The organism is Luteimicrobium sp. DT211, assembly GCF_049844995.1.
Taxonomy (GTDB): domain Bacteria; phylum Actinomycetota; class Actinomycetes; order Actinomycetales; family Cellulomonadaceae; genus Luteimicrobium.
In genome coordinates this window covers 531,303-553,091 of the sequence record NZ_JBNCMC010000004.1, presented here as the reverse complement: position 1 = coordinate 553,091, position 21,789 = coordinate 531,303, and the positions used below count along the sequence as shown (strand labels likewise).

Sequence of the window (21,789 nt, the reverse complement as noted above, 5' to 3'; positions counted from 1 at the left end):
CAGTCTAGCACCGGCGCGGTGGCGCCCTGTCCATCTCTCGGGCGGCGACACGCGGTGCGACATGGCCGTCGACCGCCTCAGAGCCGCTCGACGGTCGCGCCGTGCGGGGCGATCGCCGGACGCTCGACGCGCCAGCGACGCAGGTCCACCTCGGCCTCGAGGGCGGCGTCGAGGTCGGGCACCGCGGACGGCGTCGTCAGGACGAGCGCCGTGGGGCCGGCGCCGGAGACGACCGCTGCAAGACCCCGCCGACGCAACGCGTCGACGAGCCGCCATGTTCCCGGCATGACGTCGGCCCGGTACCGCTGGTGCAGCAGGTCGTGCGTCGCGTCGAGCAGGAGGTCGGGCCGGCGCGTGAGTGCCTCGACGAGGAGGGCGGCCCGGCCGGCGTTCGCCGCCGCGTCGGCGTGCGGGACGTGGGTGGGCAGGACGCCGCGCGCGTGACTCGTGGCGAGCCGCGTCGTGGGGATCACGACCGTCGCGACGACGTCGGGGTGGACGTCGAGACGCACCGCGCGCGCGGGCGGCGGGCCGGCGTCAGCTGGGGTGTCCGGGCCGGCGTCGGGCGCCCACGCCACGGTCGCCCCGCCCAGGATCGCCGGCGCCGCGTTGTCGGGGTGCCCCTCGAGCTCCGTGGCGAGCGCGAGCACGGTCGCGTCGTCGAGCGCGGTCGGGTCGGCCACCAGGCCGCGCGCCGCTACGAGCCCGGCGACGGCGGCCGCCGCCGAGGAGCCCAGACCGCGCCCGTGCGGGATCGCGTTGCGGCACACGAGGTGGAGCCCCGTCACGGGCGCGCCGACGGCATCGAGCCCCACGCGGACCGCGCGCGCCACCAGGTGGCTCGCGTCGCTCGGGACCTCGCCGGCCCCCTCCCCCTCGACCTCGACGACGACGTCCGCGGACGCGAGCAGGCGCACCTCGACCTCGTCGTGGATCGCGAGCGCCAGCCCGAGCGCGTCGAAACCGGGGCCGAGGTTGGCGCTCGTCGCCGGAACCCTCACCCGGACGTGGTCGGCACCCAGCCGCATCGCCGTCCTCCTCCGCGTCCCGGCCGCTACTCGAGGCCGAGCGAGGTCGCGATGGAGACGACGTCAGCGCTCACACGCTCGGGCGTGACCTCGCTCCCGTCGGGGGTACGCAGGGCCCACTGCGGGTCCTTGAGCCCGTGCCCGGTCACGGTCACGACGACCCGCGCGCCCGCGGGCACGTGGCCCTCCTGGGCGCGGCGCAGCAGCCCGGCGACGCCCGCGGCGGACGCCGGCTCGACGAACACCCCGACCTCCGCGGACAGGACGCGGTGCGCGGCCAGGATCTCGTCGTCGGACACGGCCTCGATCACACCGGCCGAGTCGTCACGAGCGACCTCGGCCTGCTCCCACGACGCCGGGTTGCCGATGCGGATCGCGGTCGCGATGGTCTCGGGCTGGTCGACCGGGTGGCCGAGGACGATGGGCGCGGCGCCGGCGGCCTGGAAGCCCCACATGGCGGGCGTGCGGGTCGCGACGGCCGGGAGGTCGCCGCCCGGCGCCTCGGGCAGGAGGCCCGCGTACTCGCGATAGCCCTTCCAGTACGCCGTGATGTTCCCCGCGTTGCCGACGGGCAGCGCGTGGATGTCGGGGGCGTCGCCGAGCGCGTCGACGACCTCGAACGCCGCTGTCTTCTGGCCCTCGATGCGGTCGGGGTTGACCGAGTTCACGAGCTCGACCGGGTAGACCTCGGCGAGCTTGCGGGCGACGACGAGGCACTGGTCGAAGTTGCCGTCGACCTGCAGCAGCCGCGCGCCGTGCGCGATCGCCTGGCTCAGCTTGCCCATCGCGATCTTGCCCTCGGGCACGAGCACGACGCAGGTCATGCCGGCCCGGGTTGCGTACGCCGCGGCCGACGCCGACGTGTTGCCCGTCGACGCGCACACGACGGCCTTCGCGCCCCGACCCGCCGCGGCCGAGATCGCGGCCGTCATGCCGCGATCCTTGAACGACCCGGTCGGGTTCATGCCCTCGACCTTGACGTACACGTCCGCGCCCGTGCGCTGCGACAGCGCCGGCGCGGCGACGAGCGGCGTCCCGCCCTCGCCGAGCGTGACCACACGCTCGCGCACGTGCGCGGGCATGCGGTCGGCGTACTCCGTGACGACGCCCCTCCACTGGTGGGCCATCAGACTCCCTCGACTCTCAGGACGGACGTGACCTCGCGCACCGGCGCGAGATCGCGGGCGGCGCGCGTCGTCGACGCGAGCGCCGCCTCGGGCGCGACGTGCGTGGTGATGAGCAGCTCCGCGGACCCGCCGGGGACCGCGGTGGCGTCCTCGGCGTCGGCCTCGCGACGGTCCGCCTCGGGGACCTGGCGCACCGACTCGATCGACACGCCCTGGCCCGCGAACGTGCTCGCGACCTGGGCGAGGACGCCCGGACGGTCGTCGACGACGAGGCGCACCTGGTAGCGCGTCAGTGCGGACTCGTGCGGCAGGACGGGCAGCTCGGCGTAGGTCGACTCCTCGGGGCTCTTGCCGCCGAGGACCCGGTGCCGGGCCGCCGAGACGACGTCGCCCAGGACGGCGGACGCCGTGGGCGCACCGCCCGCGCCGCGCCCGTAGAACATGAGCTCCCCCGCGGCCTCCGCCTCGACGAACACGGCGTTGAAGGCGCCCCGCACGCCCGCGAGCGGGTGGTCGAGCGGGACCAGCGCGGGATGCACGCGCGCCGACACGCCGTCGTCGGTCGCCTCGGCGATCGCGAGCAGCTTGACCGCGTGCCCCGTCCGCGCGGCCCATGCCACGTCCGACGCCGTCACGGAGGTGATCCCCTCCCGGTACACGTCGTCGAGGTGGACCCGTGTGTGGAAGGCGAGGCTCGCGAGGATCGCGGCCTTGGCGGCCGCGTCGTAGCCCTCGACGTCGGCCGTCGGGTCGGCCTCCGCGTACCCGAGGCCCTGGGCCTCCTTGACCGCGTCCTCGAGCTCGAGCCCGTCGGAGGCCATGCGGTCGAGGACGTAGTTGGTGGTGCCGTTGACGATGCCGAGCACGCGTCGGACCTTGTCGCCGGTGAGCGACTCGCGCAGCGGCCGGACGATCGGGATCGCGCCCGCGACCGCGGCCTCGTAGTAGACGTCGACGCCGGCGGCATCGGCCGCCCGGTAGAGCGTCGGGCCGTCCTGCGCGAGGAGCGCCTTGTTGGCGGTCACGACCGAGGCGCCGTGCTCGATCGCCCGCAGCAGCAGCCCGCGGGCCGGCTCGAGGCCCCCCATGAGCTCGACGACGATGTCCGCGCGGGTCACGAGCTCGTCCGCGTCGTCCGTCACGAGGTCCCGGTCGACGACCGGGTCGCGGGGCGCGTGCACGTTGCGGACGGCCACGCCGACGAGCTCGAGCGGCGCACCCACGCGCGCCGCGAGATCGTCGGCCTGCTCGGTCAGGAGCCGCACCACCTGCGTCCCGACGACGCCGCACCCCAGCACGGCGACGCGCAGCGGCGAACGGGCAGGGAGGGCCGGGGTCGTGACGGGCGGAGGCACGCGCACAGGATACGTGGCGCCCACGCTCCGGACGCCGGGCGTCCGCCTGCCGGGCGTCCGACGTCAGGCCCGGCCCGCCGCGCTCGCGCGCGACGCTCGCCGGCCGAGCGCTCGCCGGGCACACTGGGTGGGCAGCGGCCGGAGCGGACCGGCCGACGAGGACGGCAGGGGGCGCCATGAAGCGCTGGTCGAGGATGCGTGCGGCGGCGGTCGCCGTCGCGTTGGCGGTCGCGGTTCCGGGGGGTGCTGCTCACGCGGGCGCACCCGTTCGCGCCGCGGCCACTACGGCGGCGAGGGCGCCCGCGTCGGTCGTTGCTGACTGCGGCCGCACCTGGAAGCTGGATCGCATGGACGGCACCGACGACCCCGGCTACCTGCACGCCCCGGGTACCACGAACGTCGTCCGGAGCCCGGACGGGACGACCACGCTCACCGTCTGGGAGTGCCTGCGTCGACCGCTCGCCTCGGGCCTCGCCGTGCGGGTCTACGGCGGTCCGGAGTCAGGCTCACCGGCGGGCGGCCTCGACGTCCGGCTCTCGCGCGCTGCGCAGTCGTCCCGCATCTACTGGGCGACGTGGAAGCTGCCGTCCCGGTCGCCGAACGGGGCTTACGACGTCACTGCGCTGGTACTGCGCGGTTCCACGGCCGTCGACGAGTTCGACGGCGGCTTCGTCGTCCGCCGGGCGACGCGGCTCCGCCTCGACGCCGGCCCGGAGCCGGCGCGCCCCGGGGGGCGCGTGACGGTGCGCGTGCGTGCGGCGGCTGCGACCGCGACCGGCAGTGCGTGGGCACCCTTCGCAGAGCGGCACGTGAAGCTCTACTTCGACCCCGAGGGAAGCGCGCCGTCGCGACTCGTGCGGACCGTCGCGACCGGCGCCAAGGGGTTGGCCTCGACGTCGTTCCCCGCGCGCCGCGGCGGCACCTGGGTCGCGAAGTTCGGGGGAACTTCCGAGTACTTCGCTCCGTCGACGTCGAACCGGGACCACGTGGCATTCGTTCGCAAGTAGGGTGCCGCCCGCCCCGGAGGCAGGTCTCAGCTGCCGCCCCGGATCGTCCAGACACCGTCGGACGTCACCGTCACCACCGACGGGCCCTTCAAAGCCGGGACGTCGCCCTTGTAGCTGCCGATCTCGTTGACCGCGAGGTTCGGGCCCCTGCGGGCCAGGTTCGACAGGCGAGTCGAACCCATCAGGATGCTCCGGGCGACGAAAACGTGCACTCGGAGGCGCGGTGAGCGTGGTCAGGCCCAGCCCGCCGCGCGCCGCAGGAACGCGCCCGCCCGGTCGGTCGCGGCGACCGCTTCGGGGGCGTCGGCGATCGCCTGGTAGTCGTGGAGCATCCCCTCGCCGACCTCAAGCGTCGCGTCGACGCCCGCGGCGCGCGCGGCGTCGACCAGCCGCTCCGCGTCCGAGTACAGGACCTCTTCAGACCCGACCTGGACGAGCAGCGGGGGCAAGCCGTGCAGCGGTGCGAAGAGGGGAGAGACGAGCGGGTCCGTGAGGTCGGTGTTGCCCGCGTACCCGGTGGCTGTGCGCCGCATGAAGTCGAGCGTGAAGAGCGGGTCGCGGTCCTCCCGCTCCGTCATGGACGTGCCCGAGCACGTGAGGTCGACGAACGGTGACATGAGGTACGCCGCGGCGGGGAGGTCCTCACCGGCGTCCCGCAGCGCGACGAGCAGGGCCGGCACGAGATTGCCTCCCGCCGAGTCGCCCGCCACCACGACCGACGACGCCGGAACCCCCGAGGCGCGCACCGCACCCCAGGCGGCACGGACGTCGTCGAGCCCCGCGGGAAACGGGTGCTCGGGGACGAGGCGGTACTCGGGAACCACGGCACGCGCACCCGTCGCGCCGGCCAGGCGCGCGACGAGCTCGGCGTAGCTGTCGATCGATCCGAGCGTGAAGCCGCCGCCGTGGACGAACAGCAGCACACGGTCGTCGGCCACGCCCGGCGGGACGACCCACGACGCCGGGACGCCTGCGAGCTCGGTCGCCTCGATCCGCACCTCGGGCGGCGCGGGGAAGGGGCGCCCGCCCGGTGCGTAGCTCGCGCGCCGATCCTCGAGCGACGGGCCGTTCGGACCACGCTTGTGCTTGCGCTCGCGGGACTCCGCGATGGTCCGCTCGATGGCAGGGCTCGTCGTCGTGCTCGTCATCCCGGTGCTGCCTCTCCGTCGTGGTGGTGGTGCGCCGCGAGCCTAGAGCGCCCCACCGACAGCGACCGCGACCGCGACGATCAGCCGACGTCGAGTGCGAGCAGGTCGTCGACCGTCTCGCGGCGCACGAGCACGCGCGTCCCGCCGTCGAGCACGGCCACCACGGGCGGCCTCGGCAGCAGGTTGTAGTTCGACGCCATGGACCGCCCGTAGGCGCCGGTCGCGGCGACGGCCAGCAGGTCGCCCGCCCGGACGTCGCCGGGCAGCTCGACGTCGTGCACGACGATGTCGCCGCTCTCGCAGTGCTTCCCGACCACGCGCGCCAGCACGGGCGCCGCGTCCGACGTCCGGTTCGCGAGCTCCGCGTGGTACCGGGCCCCGTAGAGCGCCGGGCGGATGTTGTCGCTCATCCCGCCGTCGACGGACACGTACGTGCGGACGACCGTGGTCCCGGCGCCGTCCTTGCCGTCTCCCGTCACTACGACGGGCTTGACCGTCCCCACCGTGTAGAGCGTCAGGCCGGCCGGGCCGACGATCGCGCGGCCGGGCTCGATCGAGAACCGCGGCAGCGGCGTCCCGAGGCGCGCGGCGATGCCGTCGACGGCGCCCGCGACGTCCTTGGCGACGCGCTCCGGGTCGAGCGCGACCTCGCCGGGCAGGTAGGCGATGCCGTAGCCGCCGCCGAGGTCGACCTCCTCGACCAGCACGCCGGTGGCCTCCGCGAGGTCGGCCCTCAGCTGCAGGACGACGCGCGCGGCGACCTCGAACCCGTCCGGGTCGAGGATCTGGGAGCCGATGTGCGAGTGGATGCCCAGCAGGCGGAGCTCGGGGCGCGCGAGCACGGCCCGCAGCGCCGCGAACGCCGGGCTCTCGGCCCCGTCCGCGCCCGGCGCGACCGAGAGCCCGAACTTCTGGTCCTCGTGCGCCGTCGAGATGTACTCGTGGCCGCCCGCGTGGACGCCCGTGGTCACGCGGACCATGACGGGCGCCGGGTCGCCGCCCCGCGCCGCGACGAGGTCGGCGAGCCGCTCGATCTCGACGAGCGAGTCGACGATGATCCGCCCGACGCCCGCGTCGAGCGCACGCTCGAGCTCGGCGTCCGACTTGTTGTTGCCGTGCAGGCCGAGCTCCGCGCCGGGGACGCCGGCGCGCAGCGCGACGGCGAGCTCGCCGCCGCTCGCGGTGTCGACGCGCAGGCCCTCCTCGCGCGCCCAGCGGGCGACCGCGACCGTGAGCAGCGCCTTTCCTGCGTAGTAGACGTCGACGCCGCTGCCGACCGCGGCGAACGCCTGCTCGAACGCGGTCCGGTAGGCGCGCGCCCGCGAGCGGAAGTCCGCCTCGTCGAGCACGTACGACGGCGTCCCCTGCTCTGCCGCGAGGTCCCGCAGGTCGACACCGCCGACGCTCATCGCGCCGTCGGGACCGCGGACCGCGCCGCACGACCAGGGCTCGGGCAGCGAGCCCGCGCTCACATCCGCTCCGGCGCGCTCACGCCGAGGAGCCCCAGCCCGTTCACGAGCACCTGGCGGGTCGCGTCGTTGAGCCACAGGCGCGTGCGGTGGAGGTCGGTGACCTCCTCGTCGCCCAGCGGCGTCACGCGGGTCGCGGCGTACCAGGAGTGGTAGGCGCCCGCGAGCTGCTCGAGGTAGCGAGCCACACGGTGCGGCTCGCGCAGCTCGGCGGCCTGCGCGACGACGCGCGGGAACTCGGTGAGGACGCCGAGGAGCGCCGACTCGGTCTCGTGCGTGAGCAGCGCGGGGTCGAACGCGTCGCGCGTGACGCCGTGCTCGGCCGCGTTCCGGTCGACGGCGGCCGTGCGGGCGTGCGCGTACTGCACGTAGAACACGGGGTTCTCGTTGGTCGCGCGGGCCAGCAGGTCGAGGTCGAGGTCGATGTTCGTGTCGGACGACGAGCGCACCAGCGCGTACCGGGCCGCGTCGACGCCGACCGCGTCCACGAGGTCCTCGAGCGTGATGACCGTGCCCGCGCGCTTCGACATGCGGACGGGCTGCCCGTCCTTGACCAGGTTGACCATCTGGCCGATGAGGATCTGCAGGTTCTTGCCCGGCGTGTCCCCGAACGCGGCGCAGACGGCCATCATCCGGCCGACGTAGCCGTGGTGGTCCGCGCCGAGCATGATGATGACGTCGTCGAACCCGCGCTCGCGCTTGTCCAGGTAGTAGGCGATGTCGCCCGCGATGTACGCGGCCTCGCCGTCGGACTTGATGACGACCCGGTCCTTGTCGTCGCCGAAGTCCGTGGTGCGCAGCCAGGTCGCGCCGTCCTGCTCGAACATGCGCCCGGCGTCGCGCAGGCGGGCGATGGCCCGGTCCACCGCACCGGACTCGTGCAGCGAGTCCTCGTGGAAGTACACGTCGAAGTCGACGCCGAACTCGTGCAGCGACTGCTTGATCTCGCCGAACATCCGCTCGACGCCGCGCGACCGGAAGACCTCCTGGGCGTCCGCGTCGGGCAGCTCGCGCGGGTCGGGGTCGCCCGCGGCCACGGCGTCGGCGACGACGGCGTTCGCGATCTCCTCGATGTACTGGCCGCCGTAGCCGTCCTCGGGGGCCGGCTCGCCCTTCGCGTTGGCGAGGAGCGACCGCGCGAACCGGTCGATCTGCACGCCGTGGTCGTTGAAGTAGTACTCGCGCTCGACGTCCGCGCCGGAGGCCTGGAGGATCCGCGCGAGCGAGTCGCCGACGGCCGCCCACCGGACGCCGCCGATGTGGATCGGCCCGGTGGGGTTCGCCGAGACGAACTCGAGGTTGATCCGCGTGCCTGCCTCGGCCTCGCCGCGCCCGTAGGCGACGCCCGACTCCAGGATCGTGCGCGCCAGCTCTCCCGCCGCGGCCGCGTCGAGCGTGATGTTGAGGAAGCCGGGGCCTGCGACGTCGACCTTGGCGACGCCCGGCGTGGCCGAGAGGCGTGCCGCGAGGTCCTCCGCGAGCGCCCGCGGCGTCGTCCCGGCCTTCTTGGCGAGCTGCAGCGCGACGTTCGTGGCCCAGTCGCCGTGCTCGCGCTGCCGGGGTCGCTCGACGTGGACGGTGTCGGGCAGGGCGTCGGCAGGCAGGGCCAGCGTGCCGTCGGCCACCGCGGCGGCCAGGGCAGCGCGCAGCGCGTCGGAGAGCTCGGTGGGGGTCACGGGCGCCATCCTATCGGCGGGCACCTCGTCGCTCCGCAGAGATATCTGTCCGACGACGCGCGGCCGGGCTGGTAGTCTCGTGGCCGTGCCGTTCCCGGTGCCCGCGAGGGCACCCGTGACGACGCGTGCGCGCCCGTAGCTCAGTGGATAGAGCGTCTGCCTCCGGAGCAGAAGGTCGTAGGTTCGAATCCTATCGGGCGCACCCCATTCGAGGCCCTGACCAGCAGCGATGCCAGGTCGGGGCCTTGTTCGTCGGCGTGGACGGAGGGATCGCACGCGCGTCCTGAGGATCATGGCCGACCTCCACGTGACCGACCTGGAGGCGGCGGAGGACTTCTGCTCGGGGTATCTCGGGCTCGGTACCGAGGAGCTCGACCTCGGCTGAGTGGCTCGCTTCACCTCGCACGACGCCGCGGCTACGAGATCGTGCACCCCGCTCACGACGGAGCCGTGGGGGGCCCGCCGGTTCTTCGTCCGTTCCCCGGACGGCAACGTCGTCAACGTCGTGCAGCACGACCGCTGACCTCCCTCGATGAGTTCGGGGCCCCGTCAGGGTCGGAGCAGGTGACCGCACCGCCCGACCCGGCCGAGGAGCGCACGATGACCGACACCCCCGTGACCACCCACACCCCGGCGCCCCCGGTCGTCGGACGCGCCGCATGGCGCGACGCCTACACCGAGCTGCTCGTCCAGGAGAAGGCGCACACGCACGCGGGCGATGCCCTGGCCGCGGCGCGCCGCCGGATGCCCATGACCGAGCTGCTCGACGTCGCCGTCGAGGGCGACGACGGCCCGACCCGGCTGCTCGACCTGTTCGGCGACCACGACCAGCTGATCCTCTACAAGCACATGTGGCACGACGGCCAGCCGATCGAGGCGCAGTGCGAGGGCTGCACCCTCACCGTCTGGGACTCGACGCACGACGCCCCGTACCTCGTCTCGCGCGGCATCGCGTTCGCGGTGCTGTTCGAGGGGGCGTGGGCCGAGGCCCGCGAGCTGCGCGACTTCATGGGCTACACCGTCCCGTGCTACTCGGCGCGCGGGATCGAGGACCCCGTGCTCGGCACCGGGTTCGGGGAGTTCCTGTTCCTCCTGCGCCGCGACGGCCGCGTCTACCTCACGTACGCGGTCACGGGCCGCGGGACCGAGGCGATGATGTCGTCGATGCAGCTCATCGACCGCACCGCGTACGGGCGCGGCGAGCGCTGGGAGGACTCGCCGGCGGGCTGGCCCCAGGACCACGACGTCTGCTGGTGGTGGCGCCAGGACGGCCGGCCCGCGGCGCAGTGGACCCGGCCCGGCGCGACCCCCGTCGACCCGCACGCACACCACCACCACGGCTGAGCCCCGGCCGCCCGGTCCGGGCGGCTCAGGACGTCGCGCGCTGCCGGAGCCCCTTGACGTACGACGCCTGACCGAGGTGCTGCGTGGCGTCCCCGACGACGCTCACGAGCCGCACGCCGAGGGTCACCGGCGGGTCCCAGCGCTCGTCCACGACCCGGTCGAGGGCGTCGTCCGTGAGCGTCGCGAGGTACGCCAGCGCCGCAGCCTGCGTCGCGTCCACGTAGCCGCGCAGCAGCTCCGCCGACGCGCGAACCCGGCCGACGTCGTCGGCGGACTGCCCGTAGCCCGTCGCGCCGTCGTCGAACGGGAGCGCGAAGCGGTCGGCCCAGCCGCCCGACGTCCACACCTCGTCGGTGGCGGCGACCTCGGCGACCTGCGCGTCGATGCCACGACCGATGTGCCACACCAGCCAGGCCACCGTGTTGGCGCGGGGGTCCGGGCGCCAGACGAGGGCGTCGTCGTCGAGGCCGTCGAGGAGGCGCGCCACGCCCTCCCCGACCCTGTTGAACGCATCGGTCAGGATGTCCGTCGATCGCATGCCCCCAGTCTGCGACCCTCCCCCGCGACTTGTCAGAACCTGGGCTGGCTCTACCGCCGTGAGATTCTGACGACTCCGGTACCGCGCGCGCTAGGGTCGAGTCGTGAGCGACTCCGGCTACGGCGACTTCGAGTTCGAGCGCCGCTTCGTCGCGCGCGACGTGCCCCGCGCGCTCCTCGAGGAGAGCCCGCCCACCCTGATCGTCCAGAGCTACTACCTCGCCGACGACGGCTACGCGCTCCGCCTGCGGGTCCAGTCGTCCACGGCGCGGGCCGAGCTCGACGCCGGTTCCGACGCCGTCGCGGTCCTCGACGCCCACGCCGACGCGTTCGACTTCTGCGCGCTCACCGCGAAGGGCCCGATGATCGGTGGCACCCGCTACGAGGCCGAGCGCGAGCTCGACGTGAGCATCGGGGTCGAGATGGTGCGTCGCGGCGGGCTCCGCATCGTGAAGAACCGGCACGCCGTCTGGCTCGGCGCCGACGGCTGGGTGATCGACGTGTTCGGCGGCGCGAACCATCCGCTCGTCGTGGCGGAGTGCGAACGCTCGGGACCGGTCGTCGACCTGCAGATCCCGTCGTTCTGCGTCACGGAGGTCACCGACGACCACCGGTTCGCCAACGACGCGCTGGTCCACGAGCCGTTCGCGCGGTGGGCCGCGGGGTTCGAGCGTGAGCTCGACGAGCAGGGGCCCCGGTTCCTCCAGGGCTTCGGCCGGAACCAGGCCCTGCCCGGCGACCAGCGCTGACGTCGCCGACCGGTCAGGCGGTCAGAGCACGCCCATCTTGGTGGTCAGCGGCATGTAGTTGAAGTGCCACGGCTCGTAGGAGCCGCCGCCGCCGGCGCGCGCCCACGTGGGGTTGTCCCAGCCGTACGTCGGGCCGTTCGCGCGCAGCCACTGGTAGATCTCCGCGTTGCCGGTCTCGCTCGAGCAGAAGTCGACCGCGAGGCCCAACCCGTGGTTGGACGTCCCCGGCTCGGCCGCGTACCCGGCGCGGGTCCGCGCCAGCGTGTACTGCTCCGCGATCGGCCGGTACGCGGCCACGAGGCACATGTTCCGGCCGAAGCGGGCCTTGAAGGCGTCGTTCATGGCCGTGATCGCGACAGCCGCGGGGTTCGCGAGGTAGTAGCCCTTCTGCCACAGCTCGCACAGCTGGCTGTCGGGAAGCTGACCGTTGGTGCCCGTCGGCTCGACGCTCGGGTCGCAGTCCGCCAGGGTGTCGCGTCCCTCGCTGCGGCTCGCCACCTGTGCCCGCTGGGCGCCGTCGCCGAGCGAGCGGATCGAGTCGGGGAGCTTCGTCGTCGTCGTGCCGGACGCGGACACCGCGTCGAGGAGGCTGGGACCCTCGGGGCGGCCGCCGTTGTCGACCGAGGAGTCGCCGGTCGCCGCGCCGGTGAGCGGGACCGCGATGGTCGCGACGGCGAGCGACGTCAGGACGGCGACGCGGGGCACCCAGCGGGAACGCTCGCCCCCGGCGCGCGGCTCGCCGCCGGGGCCGGCTGCGGGACCGCGTACGTCGGACCGCCCCGCGCCGTCGCCGGTCGTCGCGGCGGCCGGTGCCAGGAAGAGCGCCTCGAGCTCGGCCGTCTGGACGTGCGGGCGCTCGTCGTGCTCGAGCGGGGGGGCGTCCTGCAGCGGGTGCTCGTGCGCCACCTCGCCGGCGTGGTCGGGGCAGGTGGGCCCGACGACGGACGGCGCCGCGACCGCGGGGATCGGGACCGAGGCCGGGACCGCCCGGCCCGAGCCGGTGACCTCGACGGCCGTGACGCGGGCGACCTGCGGGCCGTGGTGCGTGAAGGGGGCGGCAGGCCAGCCGTTGGCGTGGCCCGGGCCGCGGTTCGGGGCCAGCTCGTCGGGCGTGGCGCCGTCGGCGTGCTGCAGCGGTGCGGGGTCCGGGGCCGCCATCAGCTGGCGGCGCTCGCGGCGGGTCAGGTAAGGCGCCGAGTCCGCGGCGGTGCGCTCCGGCGCGACCGGGGTGGCGGGGCGCGGGGCAAGGGCGCTGGTGCGGGCGACGCCCGCGCTCGCCAGGGACGAGAGTGCCGGCGACGCGTCGACGTGGACCGGGGGCGACGAGGGGGCGCTCACCGCTGGTGCGGCCTGCGCACGCAGAGCCGCCTCCCGCCGTTCACGGCGGGTCAGCAGCGAGGGCGACGACGTCGCGGTCTCCACGGCACCTCCGGGGTACTTCGTCGGACGGGAACGGCTGGAACTTCGACGACGCACACCCGCCGGGAGAACGTGCTCCACGGCCGGTGGCCCCCGCGCCGCGCACAGCCTACGCGATCACGGAACGATAACGGAAGCGCCCGTGACGAACAGGTGCACCGACGGTGTCGGCACGGTGTGGGACGGACGTCCCAGCCAGCGCCTTCACCCCCGCGGGGCCCTCACCGGGGCGCGGCGCGGCGCAGCGTGCCGCCCCGCTGCATGGCGTCCCGGACCTCCCCGACGAGCTCCTCGAGGATGTCCTCGAGGAAGACGACGCCCACCGGCAGCTCGCCGTCGCGCACCAGCGCGAGGTGCGCCCCGGAGCGCTGCATCGCCTGGAGCACCTCCTCGATCTCGTCGTCCGGGCCGGCGACCGCGAGCGGCCGCACGCGCCACGCCGGCACCGGCTCGTCGCGGTCGCCGTTCGTCGCGTACAGGACGTCCTTGAGGTGCAGGTAGCCCACCGGCTCCTCGCCCCGGACGACGGGGAACCGGCTGAAGCCGGTCCGCGTCACCAGGTGCTCGACGTCGTCGGGCGTGCAGCCCTCCGCGACCGTGACGAGGTCCGCGATCGGGATCATCACCTGGCTCGCCGTGCGCTCGGAGAACTCGATCGCCCCGGTGAGCAGGCCCTGCTCGTCGCGCAGGACGCCCTCGGCCGCCGAGTGCTCGACGATGGACTGGACCTCCTCGACGGTGAACGCCGACGCGACCTCGTCGCGGGGCTCGACGCCGGCGAGCCGCACCGCGTGGTTGGCGAGCCAGTTGAGGGCGCCGATCACCGGGCGCAGCGCGCGGGCCAGGAGCACGAGGGGCGGGGCGAACATCATCACCGCCCGGTCGGGCCCTGCGACGGCGAGGTTCTTCGGCACCATCTCCCCGAGCACGACGTGCAGGTACACGACGACGGCGAGCGCGAGGACCAGGGCGATCGGGTGCGCCAGGTCGGGGCTCGCGCCGAGCGCGTGCAACGGGACCTCGACGAGGTGCGCGAGCGCGGGCTCCGCCACGATGCCGAGGCCCGTGGAGCAGACCGTCACGCCGAGCTGCGCGCACGCGAGCATGAGCGACACGTGCTCCATCGCGTACAGCACCGTGCGGGCGCGGACGTTGCCGGCGGCCGCGAGCGGCTCGATCGAGCTGCGGCGGGCGGACAGCACGGAGAACTCGGCGCCGACGAAGAACGCGTTGCCGAGCAGCAGGACGAGGCCGAGGATCAGGCCCGCGGTCGAGCTCATGCCGCTCCCCCGTCCGCGGGCGGGGCGGGCGGGGCCGTGCCGCCTCCGGCGTCCGAGGTCGTCGCGCCGGTCACGCGGAGCTGTTCGACGCGGCGCCCGTCCATGACGTCGACGCGCAGGCGCACGCCCGCGACCTCGACCTCGTCGCCCACCGAGGGCACGTGGCCGAGCTCGGTCATGACGAGCCCGCCCAGCGTCTCGTACGCGCCGGACTCGGGGACCTGCAGGCCCGTCTGCTCGGTCAGCTCGTCGGGACGGAGCTGCCCCTGCACGCGCCAGGACCCGTCGCGCAGGCGCCGTGCGCCGACCTCCCGCGCGTCGTGCTCGTCCGAGACCTCGCCCACGAGCTCCTCGACGACGTCCTCGAGCGTCACCACCCCGGACGTGCCCCCGTACTCGTCGACGACGACCGCCATCTGGAGCCCGAAGCCGCGCAGCTCCACGAGCAGCGGCCCGAGGCCGACGGTCTCGGGGACGCGGGGCGCGTCGACCATGAGGGCGGCGACGGGGACGTCGGCACGCCGCTCGGCCGGCACGGAGACCGCGCGGCGCACGTGCACGAGCCCGACGACGTCGTCGCGGTCCCGGTCGATCACGGGGAACCGGGAGTGCCCGGTCGCGCGGACGACGTCGAGCAGCCGGGCCGCGGAGGCCTCCTTGTGCAGGACGTCCATCCGCAGACGGTCCGTCATGACGTCGACGGCGGTCAGCTCCTCGAGGTCGATCGTGTTGGTGAGCAGGGTCGCGACGCCCTCCTCGAGCGTGCCCTCGGCGGCCGACCGCCGGACCAGCGCCGCGAGCTCGCTGGACGAGCGCGCGCCGGACAGCTCCTCGACCGGCTCGACGCCCACGCGACGCAGCAGCGCGTTCGCCGACCCGTTGAGGACGACGACCACCGGCCGGGCGACCGTGGTGAACCAGCGCTGCAGGGGGACGACGAGCCGCGCCGTCGGGTACGGCAGCGAGAGGGCGAAGTTCTTGGGGATGAGCTCGCCGAACAGCATCGAGAACACGTTCACGACGACGAGCGCGAGGATCCCGGCGAGCGCGACGGCGAGGCCGCGCGCGAGCGCCGTGTGCCCGAGGCCGGCGACGACGAGGTCGTACAGCGCCGGCTGCGCCGTGTAGCCCAGCAGGATCGTGGTGACCGTGATGCCGACCTGGGCCGACGAGAGCTCGGTCGACAGCTCCGAGAGCGCGGCGCGGACGCTGCGGTCGCGGCGGTCGGGTGCGTCACCGTGCGCGGAGCCCTTGAGGACGGCCGGGTCGAGGGTCACGAGCGCGAACTCGCTCGCCACGAACACCGCCGTGCCGGCCGTGAGCACGACGCCGAGGAGAAGGAGGAGCCAGTCGCTCAGCACGCGGCGGCCACCACCTGCGCGTACGACGGCCGCCCCTGGTGGCGCGCTGCGCCGGCGGGGCGGGAGGGACGGAAGGACCTATGTCGTGGGTCGTCACCGTTCATGGTGCGCACCATGCTATCCGGGCGGCACCGCAGCACGTCCACAGCACCTCCGCGTGACCCACAGCCGGCCCCCAGCCGAGCCTCCCGGCGCTTTCGTACCCGTTGTGCCACGCTGTCCCTATGGCACCGAGCTCCCTGCCGTCCGGCCAGCCGGGCGGCCGTCCGAACGTCCCCGCCGGCAACGTCGTCGGGCGGCCCACCCCTCGTCCGACGGGCGAGCCGAACGCGACCGTGCTCGTCGTCGAGGACGAGCCCGCCATCGCGACAGCGATCGCGCAGCGCCTGACGGCCGAGGGCTGGCGGGTCGAGGTCGCGCGCGACGGGCTGTCCGGCGTCGACGCGGCCCTGCGGCTGCGGCCCGACGTCGTCGTCCTCGACGTGATGCTCCCGGGCATCGACGGCCTCGAGGTGACCCGCCGGATCCAGGCCGAGCACCCGATGCCGATCCTCATGCTCACGGCGCGCGACGACGAGACCGACATGATCATCGGCCTCGGCGTAGGCGCCGACGACTACATGACCAAGCCGTTCTCGATGCGCGAGCTGGTCGCCCGGCTCAAGGCGCTCCTGCGGCGCGTGGACCGCGCCGCGCAGGTGGCGGCGTCGCCCGTGGCGCAGCCGCCCATCGAGGTCGGCGACGTGACGATCGACCAGGCGCAGCGGCGGGTCTACCGGGCGGGCGACGAGGTCCACCTCACCCCCACCGAGTTCGAGCTCCTCGTCATGCTCGCGAGCTCCCCCAAGACCGTGCTGACGCGCGAGAAGCTGCTGGCCGAGGTCTGGGACTGGGCCGACGCGTCGGGCACGCGGACGGTCGACTCCCACATCAAGGCGCTGCGGCGCAAGCTCGGGGCGGACCTCATCCGGACGGTGCACGGCGTGGGGTACGCGTTCGAGCCCACGGCATGAGCCGCACCGGCGAGCGCGCCGGGACCCGCCGCGTCCCGGACGTCCGCCCGCTGGACCGGTTCCAGTCGATCCGCATCAAGCTCGGCGTCCTGGTCGCCGCGACGGTGACGTTCGCGGCGTTCGTCACCTGGCTCGGCCTGCGCAACCACCTCGGCCCGAGCCGGACGCTGCCGCTCGCGATCGTCCTCTCGCTGCTCCTCACGCAGGTCCTCGCGCGCGGCATGACCTCGCCGCTGCGCGAGATGACCGCCGCCGCGCGGGGCATGGCCGACGGCGACTACACCCTCCGCGTGACCGCGACGAGCCGCGACGAGGTGGGCCAGCTCGCAGGCGCCTTCAACCAGATGGCGAGCGACCTCGCCGCGTCCGACCAGGTGCGCCGCGACCTGATCGCCAACGTCTCGCACGAGCTGCGCACTCCCGTCGCGGCGCTCCACGCCCAGCTCGAGAACGTCGTCGACGGCGTGACGCCCGCGACGCCCGCGACGCTCCAGCAGGCCCTCACCCAGACCGAGCGGCTCTCGCGGCTCGTCGCGTACCTGCTCGACCTGTCGCGGATCGAGGCCGGCGCCGCCGCGCTCAACTACGAGACGGTGCCGCTCGGCGACTTCCTCGAGGAGGTGGCCGAGTCCGTCTCCATGCTCGACGCCGCCAAGCAGCTCCGTTACGTCGTCGACGTGACGCCCGAGGACCTCGAGCTCGAGGCCGACCCGGTGCGCCTCGACCAGGTGATCACCAACCTCCTGCACAACGCGATCCGGTACTCCCCCCAGGGCGGGCGGGTCCTGCTCGAGGCGACGCTCGCGCCGGGCGGCGACTGGGTCGTCGTCGACGTGGTGGACGAGGGACCCGGGATCGACCCCGAGGACCGCGGGCGCATCTTCGACCGCTTCCAGCGCGGCTCGGCGACGGCGCAGCTCGGCTCCACGTCGACCGGCGGCACGGGCATCGGCCTCGCGATCGTCCGATGGGCCGTCGACCTCCACGGCGGGACGATCGAGGTCGCCGACGACGACGGCGGGGGCGCGCGCATGCGCCTGCGGCTTCCGACCCGGGCGCGCCCGCAGGGTCGGGCACGACGCGACGCGCCGGCGTCGTGAAGTGCGTCACGTTTCGCGCTCCGTCAGTCGGGGAAAGGCCGCCGAATACCGAAAGATGGGCTGTGACAACCCCCCTTTACCACTCCGGTCGAGGAGGATTTGCCCTCCTGTTGCCGCCCGTAGAGCCGGTGTGAAGATCCGCGGGATTGCTCGCGTCGCGGCCCACCGATCCGCCCGTGACACGGCAGGTGAGGGCCTACGCTTGCGGGGAGGGATGCGTCTCTGCGTCCCGACGAGCAGGCACGAAACGTGTGAAAGTGGGCGATCCCCGAGTGTCCCCGAAGGCTGAGTCAGAGTCGATCAGCGCGCTGCGCGCCTCGTTCGGTGCGAACGAGTGGCTGGTCGACGAGCTGTACGACCAGTATCGAGCCGACAAGAACTCCGTCGATCCGGCGTGGTGGGAGTTCTTCGCCGACTACCGTCCGGACGGCGAGGGCGCGACGAGCGGCACCGCCCCGGCCGAGGCCGCGAGCACCAACGGCGCGACCACCAACGGCACCGCGAGCAACGGCACGAGCCACGCGGCCACGGCAGCACCGGCGGCCGCGGCCCCCGCGCCCGCCGCGCCCGCGCCCGCGCCCGCCGCGGCGCCCACCCCGAAGGCCGTCCGACCGGCCGCGGACCCGGCGCTCCCCGCCGAGCCGAGCGCGCCGAGCCCGGCCGCTCCCCCGCGCCCGGTCGCGACCGCGCAGCCGGCCACCGCCCCGTACGCCGACGTCCCGGTCGCACGCTCCGCCAACGCCCTGCCGGCCGAGGCCGCCGACGAGCCCACGAAGCTCCGCGGCCCTGCCGCGCGCGTCGTGACGAACATGGAGGCGAGCCTCCAGGTCCCGACCGCCACGTCGGTGCGCGCCGTGCCCGCCAAGCTGCTCGTGGACAACCGCATCGTCGTCAACAACCACCTCGCGCGGACGCGCGGCGGCAAGATCTCGTTCACGCACCTCATCGGCTTCGCGCTGATCGAGGCGGTGGCCGAGATGCCGTCCATGAACGCGTCGTACACGCAGGTGGACGGCAAGCCCGCCGTCCTCAACCCCGCGCACGTCAACCTCGGCATCGCGATCGACCTGCCCAAGCCCGACGGCTCGCGCCAGCTCGTCGTGCCCGCCATCAAGGGCACCGAGTCGATGGACTTCGCGCAGTTCTGGAACGCGTACGAGGACGTCGTCCGCCGCGCCCGCGGCAACAAGCTCACGGTCGACGACTACAGCGGCGTGACGATCTCGCTCACCAACCCCGGCGGCATCGGCACCGTGCACTCGGTCCCCCGCCTCATGAGCGGCCAGGGTGCGATCGTCGGCGTGGGCGCCATGGACTACCCCGCGGAGTTCGCGGGTGCGTCCGAGGAGCAGCTCGCGCGGCTCGGCGTGTCCAAGGTCGTCACGCTCACGTCCACCTACGACCACCGGATCATCCAGGGCGCCGGCTCCGGCGACTTCCTGCGCCTGATCGGCAACAAGCTGCTCGGCCAGGACGGCTTCTACGACCGCGTCTTCGCGGCCCTGCGGATCCCGTACGAGCCGGTCCGGTGGGCGCGCGACAACAGCACGGACCCCGAGGCGGAGGCCGTCAAGCCCGCCCGCATCGCGGAGCTCATCCACGCGTACCGGTCGCGCGGCCACCTCATGGCCGACACCGACCCGCTGACCTACCGCCAGCGCAAGCACCCCGACCTCGACATCCAGAACCACGGCCTCACGCTGTGGGACCTGGAGCGGACCTTCCCCACCACGGGCTTCGGGGGCAAGCACCAGGACTCGCTGCGCAACATCCTCGGGCTCCTGCGCGACGCGTACTGCCGCACCATCGGCTTCGAGTACATGCACATCGCGGACCCGGCGCAGCGCCGCTGGATCCAGGAGCGTCTCGAGGCCGGCTACGCCCGGACCCCGCGCGAGGACCAGCTGCGCATCCTGCGCCGCCTCAACTCGGCCGAGGCGTTCGAGACCTTCCTGCAGACCAAGTTCGTCGGGCAGAAGCGGTTCTCGCTCGAGGGCGGCGAGTCGGTGATCCCGCTCCTCGACTCGATCCTGTCGCGCGCGGCGGAGAACGGCCTCGACGAGGTCTGCATCGGCATGGCGCACCGCGGTCGCCTCAACGTGCTCGCGAACATCGCCGGGAAGAGCTACGCGCAGATCTTCGCGGAGTTCGAGGGCAACGTGGACCCCAAGTCGGTCCAGGGCTCGGGCGACGTCAAGTACCACCTCGGCACCGAGGGCACGTTCACCGCGGAGTCGGGCGCGCAGACGCAGGTGTACCTCGCCGCGAACCCGTCGCACCTCGAGGCGGTCGACCCGGTCCTCGAGGGCATCGTCCGCGCCAAGCAGGACCGCATCGACCTGGGCGGCGACGGCTTCTCGGTGCTGCCGATCATGATCCACGGCGACGCCGCCTTCGCGGGCCAGGGCGTCGTGTCCGAGGTGCTCAACCTGTCGCAGCTGCGCGGGTACCGCACCGGCGGCACGATCCACGTGATCATCAACAACCAGGTCGGCTTCACGACCGCACCGTCGTCGTCCCGCTCGACGACCTACGCGACGGACGTCGCGAAGGGCTACCAGATCCCGATCTTCCACGTGAACGGGGACGACCCCGAGGCGTGCGTGCGCGTCGCCGAGCTGGCCTTCGCGTTCCGCGAGCAGTTCGACCGCGACGTCATCATCGACATGGTCTGCTACCGCCGCCGCGGCCACAACGAGGGCGACGACCCGTCGATGACGCAGCCGCTCATGTACAACCTGATCGAGGCCAAGCGGTCGGTGCGCAAGCTCTACACCGAGAACCTCGTGGCCCGCGGCGACCTGACGGTCGAGGAGGCCGAGCAGGCCCTCAAGGACTACCAGTCGCAGCTCGAGCGGGTCTTCACCGAGACCCGCGACGGCGGCTTCACGCCGCCCCCGTCGACCGAGCCCGTCGCCGGCCTCGAGCGCCCCGAGTCGCAGCGCGAGGACGCCGGCACGGTGGTCGGCTGGAAGACGGCGGTCAGCCCGGCCGCGCTCGAGCGCATCGGCGCCGCCCAGGTGACGCCGCCCGAGGGGTTCACGGTCCACCCCAAGCTGCAGCAGATGCTCGCCAAGCGGCACGAGATGTCCACGCAGGGCGGGATCGACTGGGGCTTCGGCGAGCTGGCCGCGTTCGGCTCGCTGCTCATGGAGGGCACCCCGGTGCGCCTCGCCGGGCAGGACTCGCGGCGCGGCACGTTCGTGCAGCGCCACGCCGTCCTGCACGACCGCGAGACGGGCGCCGAGTGGACGCCGCTGCTCTACCTGTCCGCCGACCAGGAGAAGTTCTGGGTCTACGACTCGTCGCTGTCCGAGTACGCGGCCCTCGGCTTCGAGTACGGCTACTCCGTCGAGCGGCCGGACGCCCTCGTCCTGTGGGAGGCGCAGTTCGGCGACTTCGTGAACGGCGCCCAGACCGTGATCGACGAGTTCATCTCGTCGGCCGAGCAGAAGTGGGGCCAGAACGCCTCGCTCGTCATGCTGCTCCCCCACGGCTACGAGGGGCAGGGGCCCGACCACAGCTCGGCCCGCATCGAGCGGTTCCTGCAGATGTGCGCGGAGAACAACCTCACGGTCGCGCAGCCGTCGACGCCGGCCTCGTACTTCCACCTGCTGCGCCGCCAGGCCTACGCCCGGCCGCGGCGCCCGCTCGTCGTCTTCACCCCGAAGCAGCTGCTGCGCCTCAAGGCGGCGGCGTCGGGCGTCGAGGACTTCACGAGCGGGACGTTCCGCCCGGTGATCGGGGACGCCACGGCGGACCCGACCAAGGTCACGCGGGTGCTGCTGTCGACGGGCCGGATCTACTACGACCTGCTCGCCGAGCGGACCGCCCGGAACGACGAGACCGTCGCGCTCGTCCGGCTCGAGCAGCTCTACCCCTTCCCGGAGGACGAGATCCGCGACGAGCTCGCCCGCTACGCCACCGACGACGTGGTGTGGGTCCAGGACGAGCCGGAGAACCAGGGCGCCTGGTCGTACGTGCACATCAACCTGCCCGACGACCTCCCGGAGGTCACCGTCGTGTCCCGTCCGGCGTCGGCGGCGACCGCGGCGGGCACGGCGAAGAAGCACAAGGCCCAGGCCGCGACCCTGCTGGAGCAGGCGTTCGGGCGCTGAGCAGCACCTGACGGGGCCCGGCGGCCGGTGCGGTCGCCGGGCCCCGTGCCGTCCGAGC

General features: G+C 73.8%; 17 protein-coding genes and 1 tRNA gene. 7 read left to right on the top strand and 11 right to left on the bottom strand.

Annotation, left to right across the window (positions count from 1 at the left end):
* Positions 1-77 precede the first annotated feature (77 nt).
* Genes thrB through ACLQ14_RS13455 form a run of 3 tightly spaced genes read right to left on the bottom strand, consistent with a single transcriptional unit; the run spans position 78 to position 3,510 of the window.
* Positions 78-1,028: a homoserine kinase gene (gene thrB, locus ACLQ14_RS13465; RefSeq protein ID WP_425813781.1), complete on the bottom strand. Its 951-nt coding sequence runs from the start codon at positions 1,026-1,028 to the stop codon at positions 78-80.
* A gap of 26 nt (positions 1,029-1,054) precedes the next feature.
* Positions 1,055-2,155, bottom strand: a complete 1,101-nt coding sequence (gene thrC / locus ACLQ14_RS13460; RefSeq protein WP_425813779.1) for a threonine synthase — start codon at positions 2,153-2,155, stop codon at positions 1,055-1,057.
* Entirely contained in the window at positions 2,155-3,510 is a 1,356-nt protein-coding gene (locus ACLQ14_RS13455) for a homoserine dehydrogenase (RefSeq protein WP_425813777.1), read from the bottom strand. Before ACLQ14_RS13455 ends, thrC begins: the two co-directional genes overlap by 1 nt.
* Positions 3,511-3,857: 347 nt before the next feature.
* Here ACLQ14_RS13455 and ACLQ14_RS13450 point away from each other — a divergent pair, with 347 nt between their 5' ends.
* On the top strand, positions 3,858-4,517 hold the full coding sequence (locus tag ACLQ14_RS13450; RefSeq protein ID WP_425813775.1) for a hypothetical protein: 660 nt from the start codon (positions 3,858-3,860) through the stop codon (positions 4,515-4,517).
* Positions 4,518-4,543: 26 nt separating this feature from the next.
* Here the strand turns inward: ACLQ14_RS13450 and ACLQ14_RS13445 are convergent, their stop codons facing one another.
* The 4 genes from ACLQ14_RS13445 to argS all read right to left on the bottom strand — a co-directional run bounded on the left by ACLQ14_RS13445 (position 4,544) and on the right by argS (position 8,810).
* A complete protein-coding gene (locus ACLQ14_RS13445; RefSeq protein ID WP_425813773.1) occupies positions 4,544-4,699 on the bottom strand; it encodes a hypothetical protein in 156 nt (51 codons plus the stop codon).
* A 51-nt stretch (positions 4,700-4,750) separates the two neighbouring features.
* Positions 4,751-5,665, bottom strand: a complete 915-nt coding sequence (locus ACLQ14_RS13440; RefSeq protein WP_425813771.1) for an alpha/beta hydrolase — start codon at positions 5,663-5,665, stop codon at positions 4,751-4,753.
* 80 nt (positions 5,666-5,745) lie between these two features.
* Entirely contained in the window at positions 5,746-7,074 is a 1,329-nt protein-coding gene (gene lysA / locus ACLQ14_RS13435; protein WP_425813987.1) for a diaminopimelate decarboxylase, read from the bottom strand.
* A 59-nt stretch (positions 7,075-7,133) separates the two neighbouring features.
* Positions 7,134-8,810, bottom strand: a complete 1,677-nt coding sequence (gene argS / locus ACLQ14_RS13430; protein ID WP_425813769.1) for an arginine--tRNA ligase — start codon at positions 8,808-8,810, stop codon at positions 7,134-7,136.
* Positions 8,811-8,939: 129 nt separating this feature from the next.
* On the opposite strand from argS, the gene ACLQ14_RS13425 reads away from it, so the two are divergent.
* Together ACLQ14_RS13425 and ACLQ14_RS13420 are read left to right on the top strand one after the other, a co-directional pair.
* A tRNA-Arg gene (locus ACLQ14_RS13425) sits at positions 8,940-9,012 on the top strand.
* A 398-nt stretch (positions 9,013-9,410) separates the two neighbouring features.
* Positions 9,411-10,154, top strand: a complete 744-nt coding sequence (locus tag ACLQ14_RS13420) for a DUF899 family protein (RefSeq protein WP_425813767.1) — start codon at positions 9,411-9,413, stop codon at positions 10,152-10,154.
* 25 nt (positions 10,155-10,179) lie between these two features.
* Here ACLQ14_RS13420 and ACLQ14_RS13415 read toward each other — a convergent pair whose 3' ends face one another.
* Positions 10,180-10,692 (bottom strand): mycothiol transferase, encoded by a 513-nt coding sequence (locus ACLQ14_RS13415; RefSeq protein ID WP_425813765.1) that lies wholly within the window; start codon positions 10,690-10,692, stop codon positions 10,180-10,182.
* 103 nt (positions 10,693-10,795) lie between these two features.
* Between ACLQ14_RS13415 and ACLQ14_RS13410 the strand changes: the two genes are divergently transcribed.
* A complete protein-coding gene (locus ACLQ14_RS13410; RefSeq protein WP_425813763.1) occupies positions 10,796-11,440 on the top strand; it encodes a hypothetical protein in 645 nt (214 codons plus the stop codon).
* A gap of 21 nt (positions 11,441-11,461) precedes the next feature.
* Here ACLQ14_RS13410 and ACLQ14_RS13405 read toward each other — a convergent pair whose 3' ends face one another.
* The 3 genes from ACLQ14_RS13405 to ACLQ14_RS13395 all read right to left on the bottom strand — a co-directional run bounded on the left by ACLQ14_RS13405 (position 11,462) and on the right by ACLQ14_RS13395 (position 15,500).
* Positions 11,462-12,862 carry a D-alanyl-D-alanine carboxypeptidase family protein gene (locus ACLQ14_RS13405; protein ID WP_425813761.1) on the bottom strand — a complete coding sequence of 467 codons (1,401 nt, stop codon included), beginning with the start codon at positions 12,860-12,862 and terminating at the stop codon, positions 11,462-11,464.
* Between the two features lie 218 nt (positions 12,863-13,080).
* Positions 13,081-14,139, bottom strand: coding sequence for a hemolysin family protein (locus tag ACLQ14_RS13400; RefSeq protein WP_425813759.1), 1,059 nt, complete (start codon positions 14,137-14,139; stop codon positions 13,081-13,083).
* Positions 14,136-15,500 (bottom strand): hemolysin family protein, encoded by a 1,365-nt coding sequence (locus ACLQ14_RS13395; protein WP_425813757.1) that lies wholly within the window; start codon positions 15,498-15,500, stop codon positions 14,136-14,138. Before ACLQ14_RS13395 ends, ACLQ14_RS13400 begins: the two co-directional genes overlap by 4 nt.
* Positions 15,501-15,724: 224 nt before the next feature.
* Between ACLQ14_RS13395 and ACLQ14_RS13390 the strand changes: the two genes are divergently transcribed.
* The 3 genes from ACLQ14_RS13390 to ACLQ14_RS13380 all read left to right on the top strand — a co-directional run bounded on the left by ACLQ14_RS13390 (position 15,725) and on the right by ACLQ14_RS13380 (position 21,731).
* On the top strand, positions 15,725-16,513 hold the full coding sequence (locus ACLQ14_RS13390; RefSeq protein WP_425813755.1) for a response regulator transcription factor: 789 nt from the start codon (positions 15,725-15,727) through the stop codon (positions 16,511-16,513).
* On the top strand, positions 16,510-17,613 hold the full coding sequence (locus ACLQ14_RS13385) for a HAMP domain-containing sensor histidine kinase (RefSeq protein WP_425813753.1): 1,104 nt from the start codon (positions 16,510-16,512) through the stop codon (positions 17,611-17,613). Before ACLQ14_RS13390 ends, ACLQ14_RS13385 begins: the two co-directional genes overlap by 4 nt.
* Before the next feature lie 272 nt (positions 17,614-17,885).
* Positions 17,886-21,731: a multifunctional oxoglutarate decarboxylase/oxoglutarate dehydrogenase thiamine pyrophosphate-binding subunit/dihydrolipoyllysine-residue succinyltransferase subunit gene (locus ACLQ14_RS13380; protein ID WP_425813985.1), complete on the top strand. Its 3,846-nt coding sequence runs from the start codon at positions 17,886-17,888 to the stop codon at positions 21,729-21,731.
* Positions 21,732-21,789: the final 58 nt, after the last annotated feature.

Coding starts and splice junctions, on each gene's coding strand:
- ACLQ14_RS13450 (WP_425813775.1), top strand. CDS start 3,858: ATGGACGGCACCGACGACCCCGGCTACCTGCACGCCCCGGGTACCACG.
- ACLQ14_RS13420 (WP_425813767.1), top strand. CDS start 9,411: ATGACCGACACCCCCGTGACCACCCACACCCCGGCGCCCCCGGTCGTC.
- ACLQ14_RS13400 (WP_425813759.1), bottom strand. CDS start 14,139: ATGAGCTCGACCGCGGGCCTGATCCTCGGCCTCGTCCTGCTGCTCGGC.
- lysA (WP_425813987.1), bottom strand. CDS start 7,074: ATGAGCGTCGGCGGTGTCGACCTGCGGGACCTCGCGGCAGAGCAGGGG.
- ACLQ14_RS13385 (WP_425813753.1), top strand. CDS start 16,510: ATGAGCCGCACCGGCGAGCGCGCCGGGACCCGCCGCGTCCCGGACGTC.
- ACLQ14_RS13390 (WP_425813755.1), top strand. CDS start 15,725: ATGGCACCGAGCTCCCTGCCGTCCGGCCAGCCGGGCGGCCGTCCGAAC.
- thrB (WP_425813781.1), bottom strand. CDS start 1,028: ATGCGGCTGGGTGCCGACCACGTCCGGGTGAGGGTTCCGGCGACGAGC.
- ACLQ14_RS13415 (WP_425813765.1), bottom strand. CDS start 10,692: ATGCGATCGACGGACATCCTGACCGATGCGTTCAACAGGGTCGGGGAG.
- thrC (WP_425813779.1), bottom strand. CDS start 2,155: ATGGCCCACCAGTGGAGGGGCGTCGTCACGGAGTACGCCGACCGCATG.
- ACLQ14_RS13440 (WP_425813771.1), bottom strand. CDS start 5,665: ATGACGAGCACGACGACGAGCCCTGCCATCGAGCGGACCATCGCGGAG.
- ACLQ14_RS13445 (WP_425813773.1), bottom strand. CDS start 4,699: ATGGGTTCGACTCGCCTGTCGAACCTGGCCCGCAGGGGCCCGAACCTC.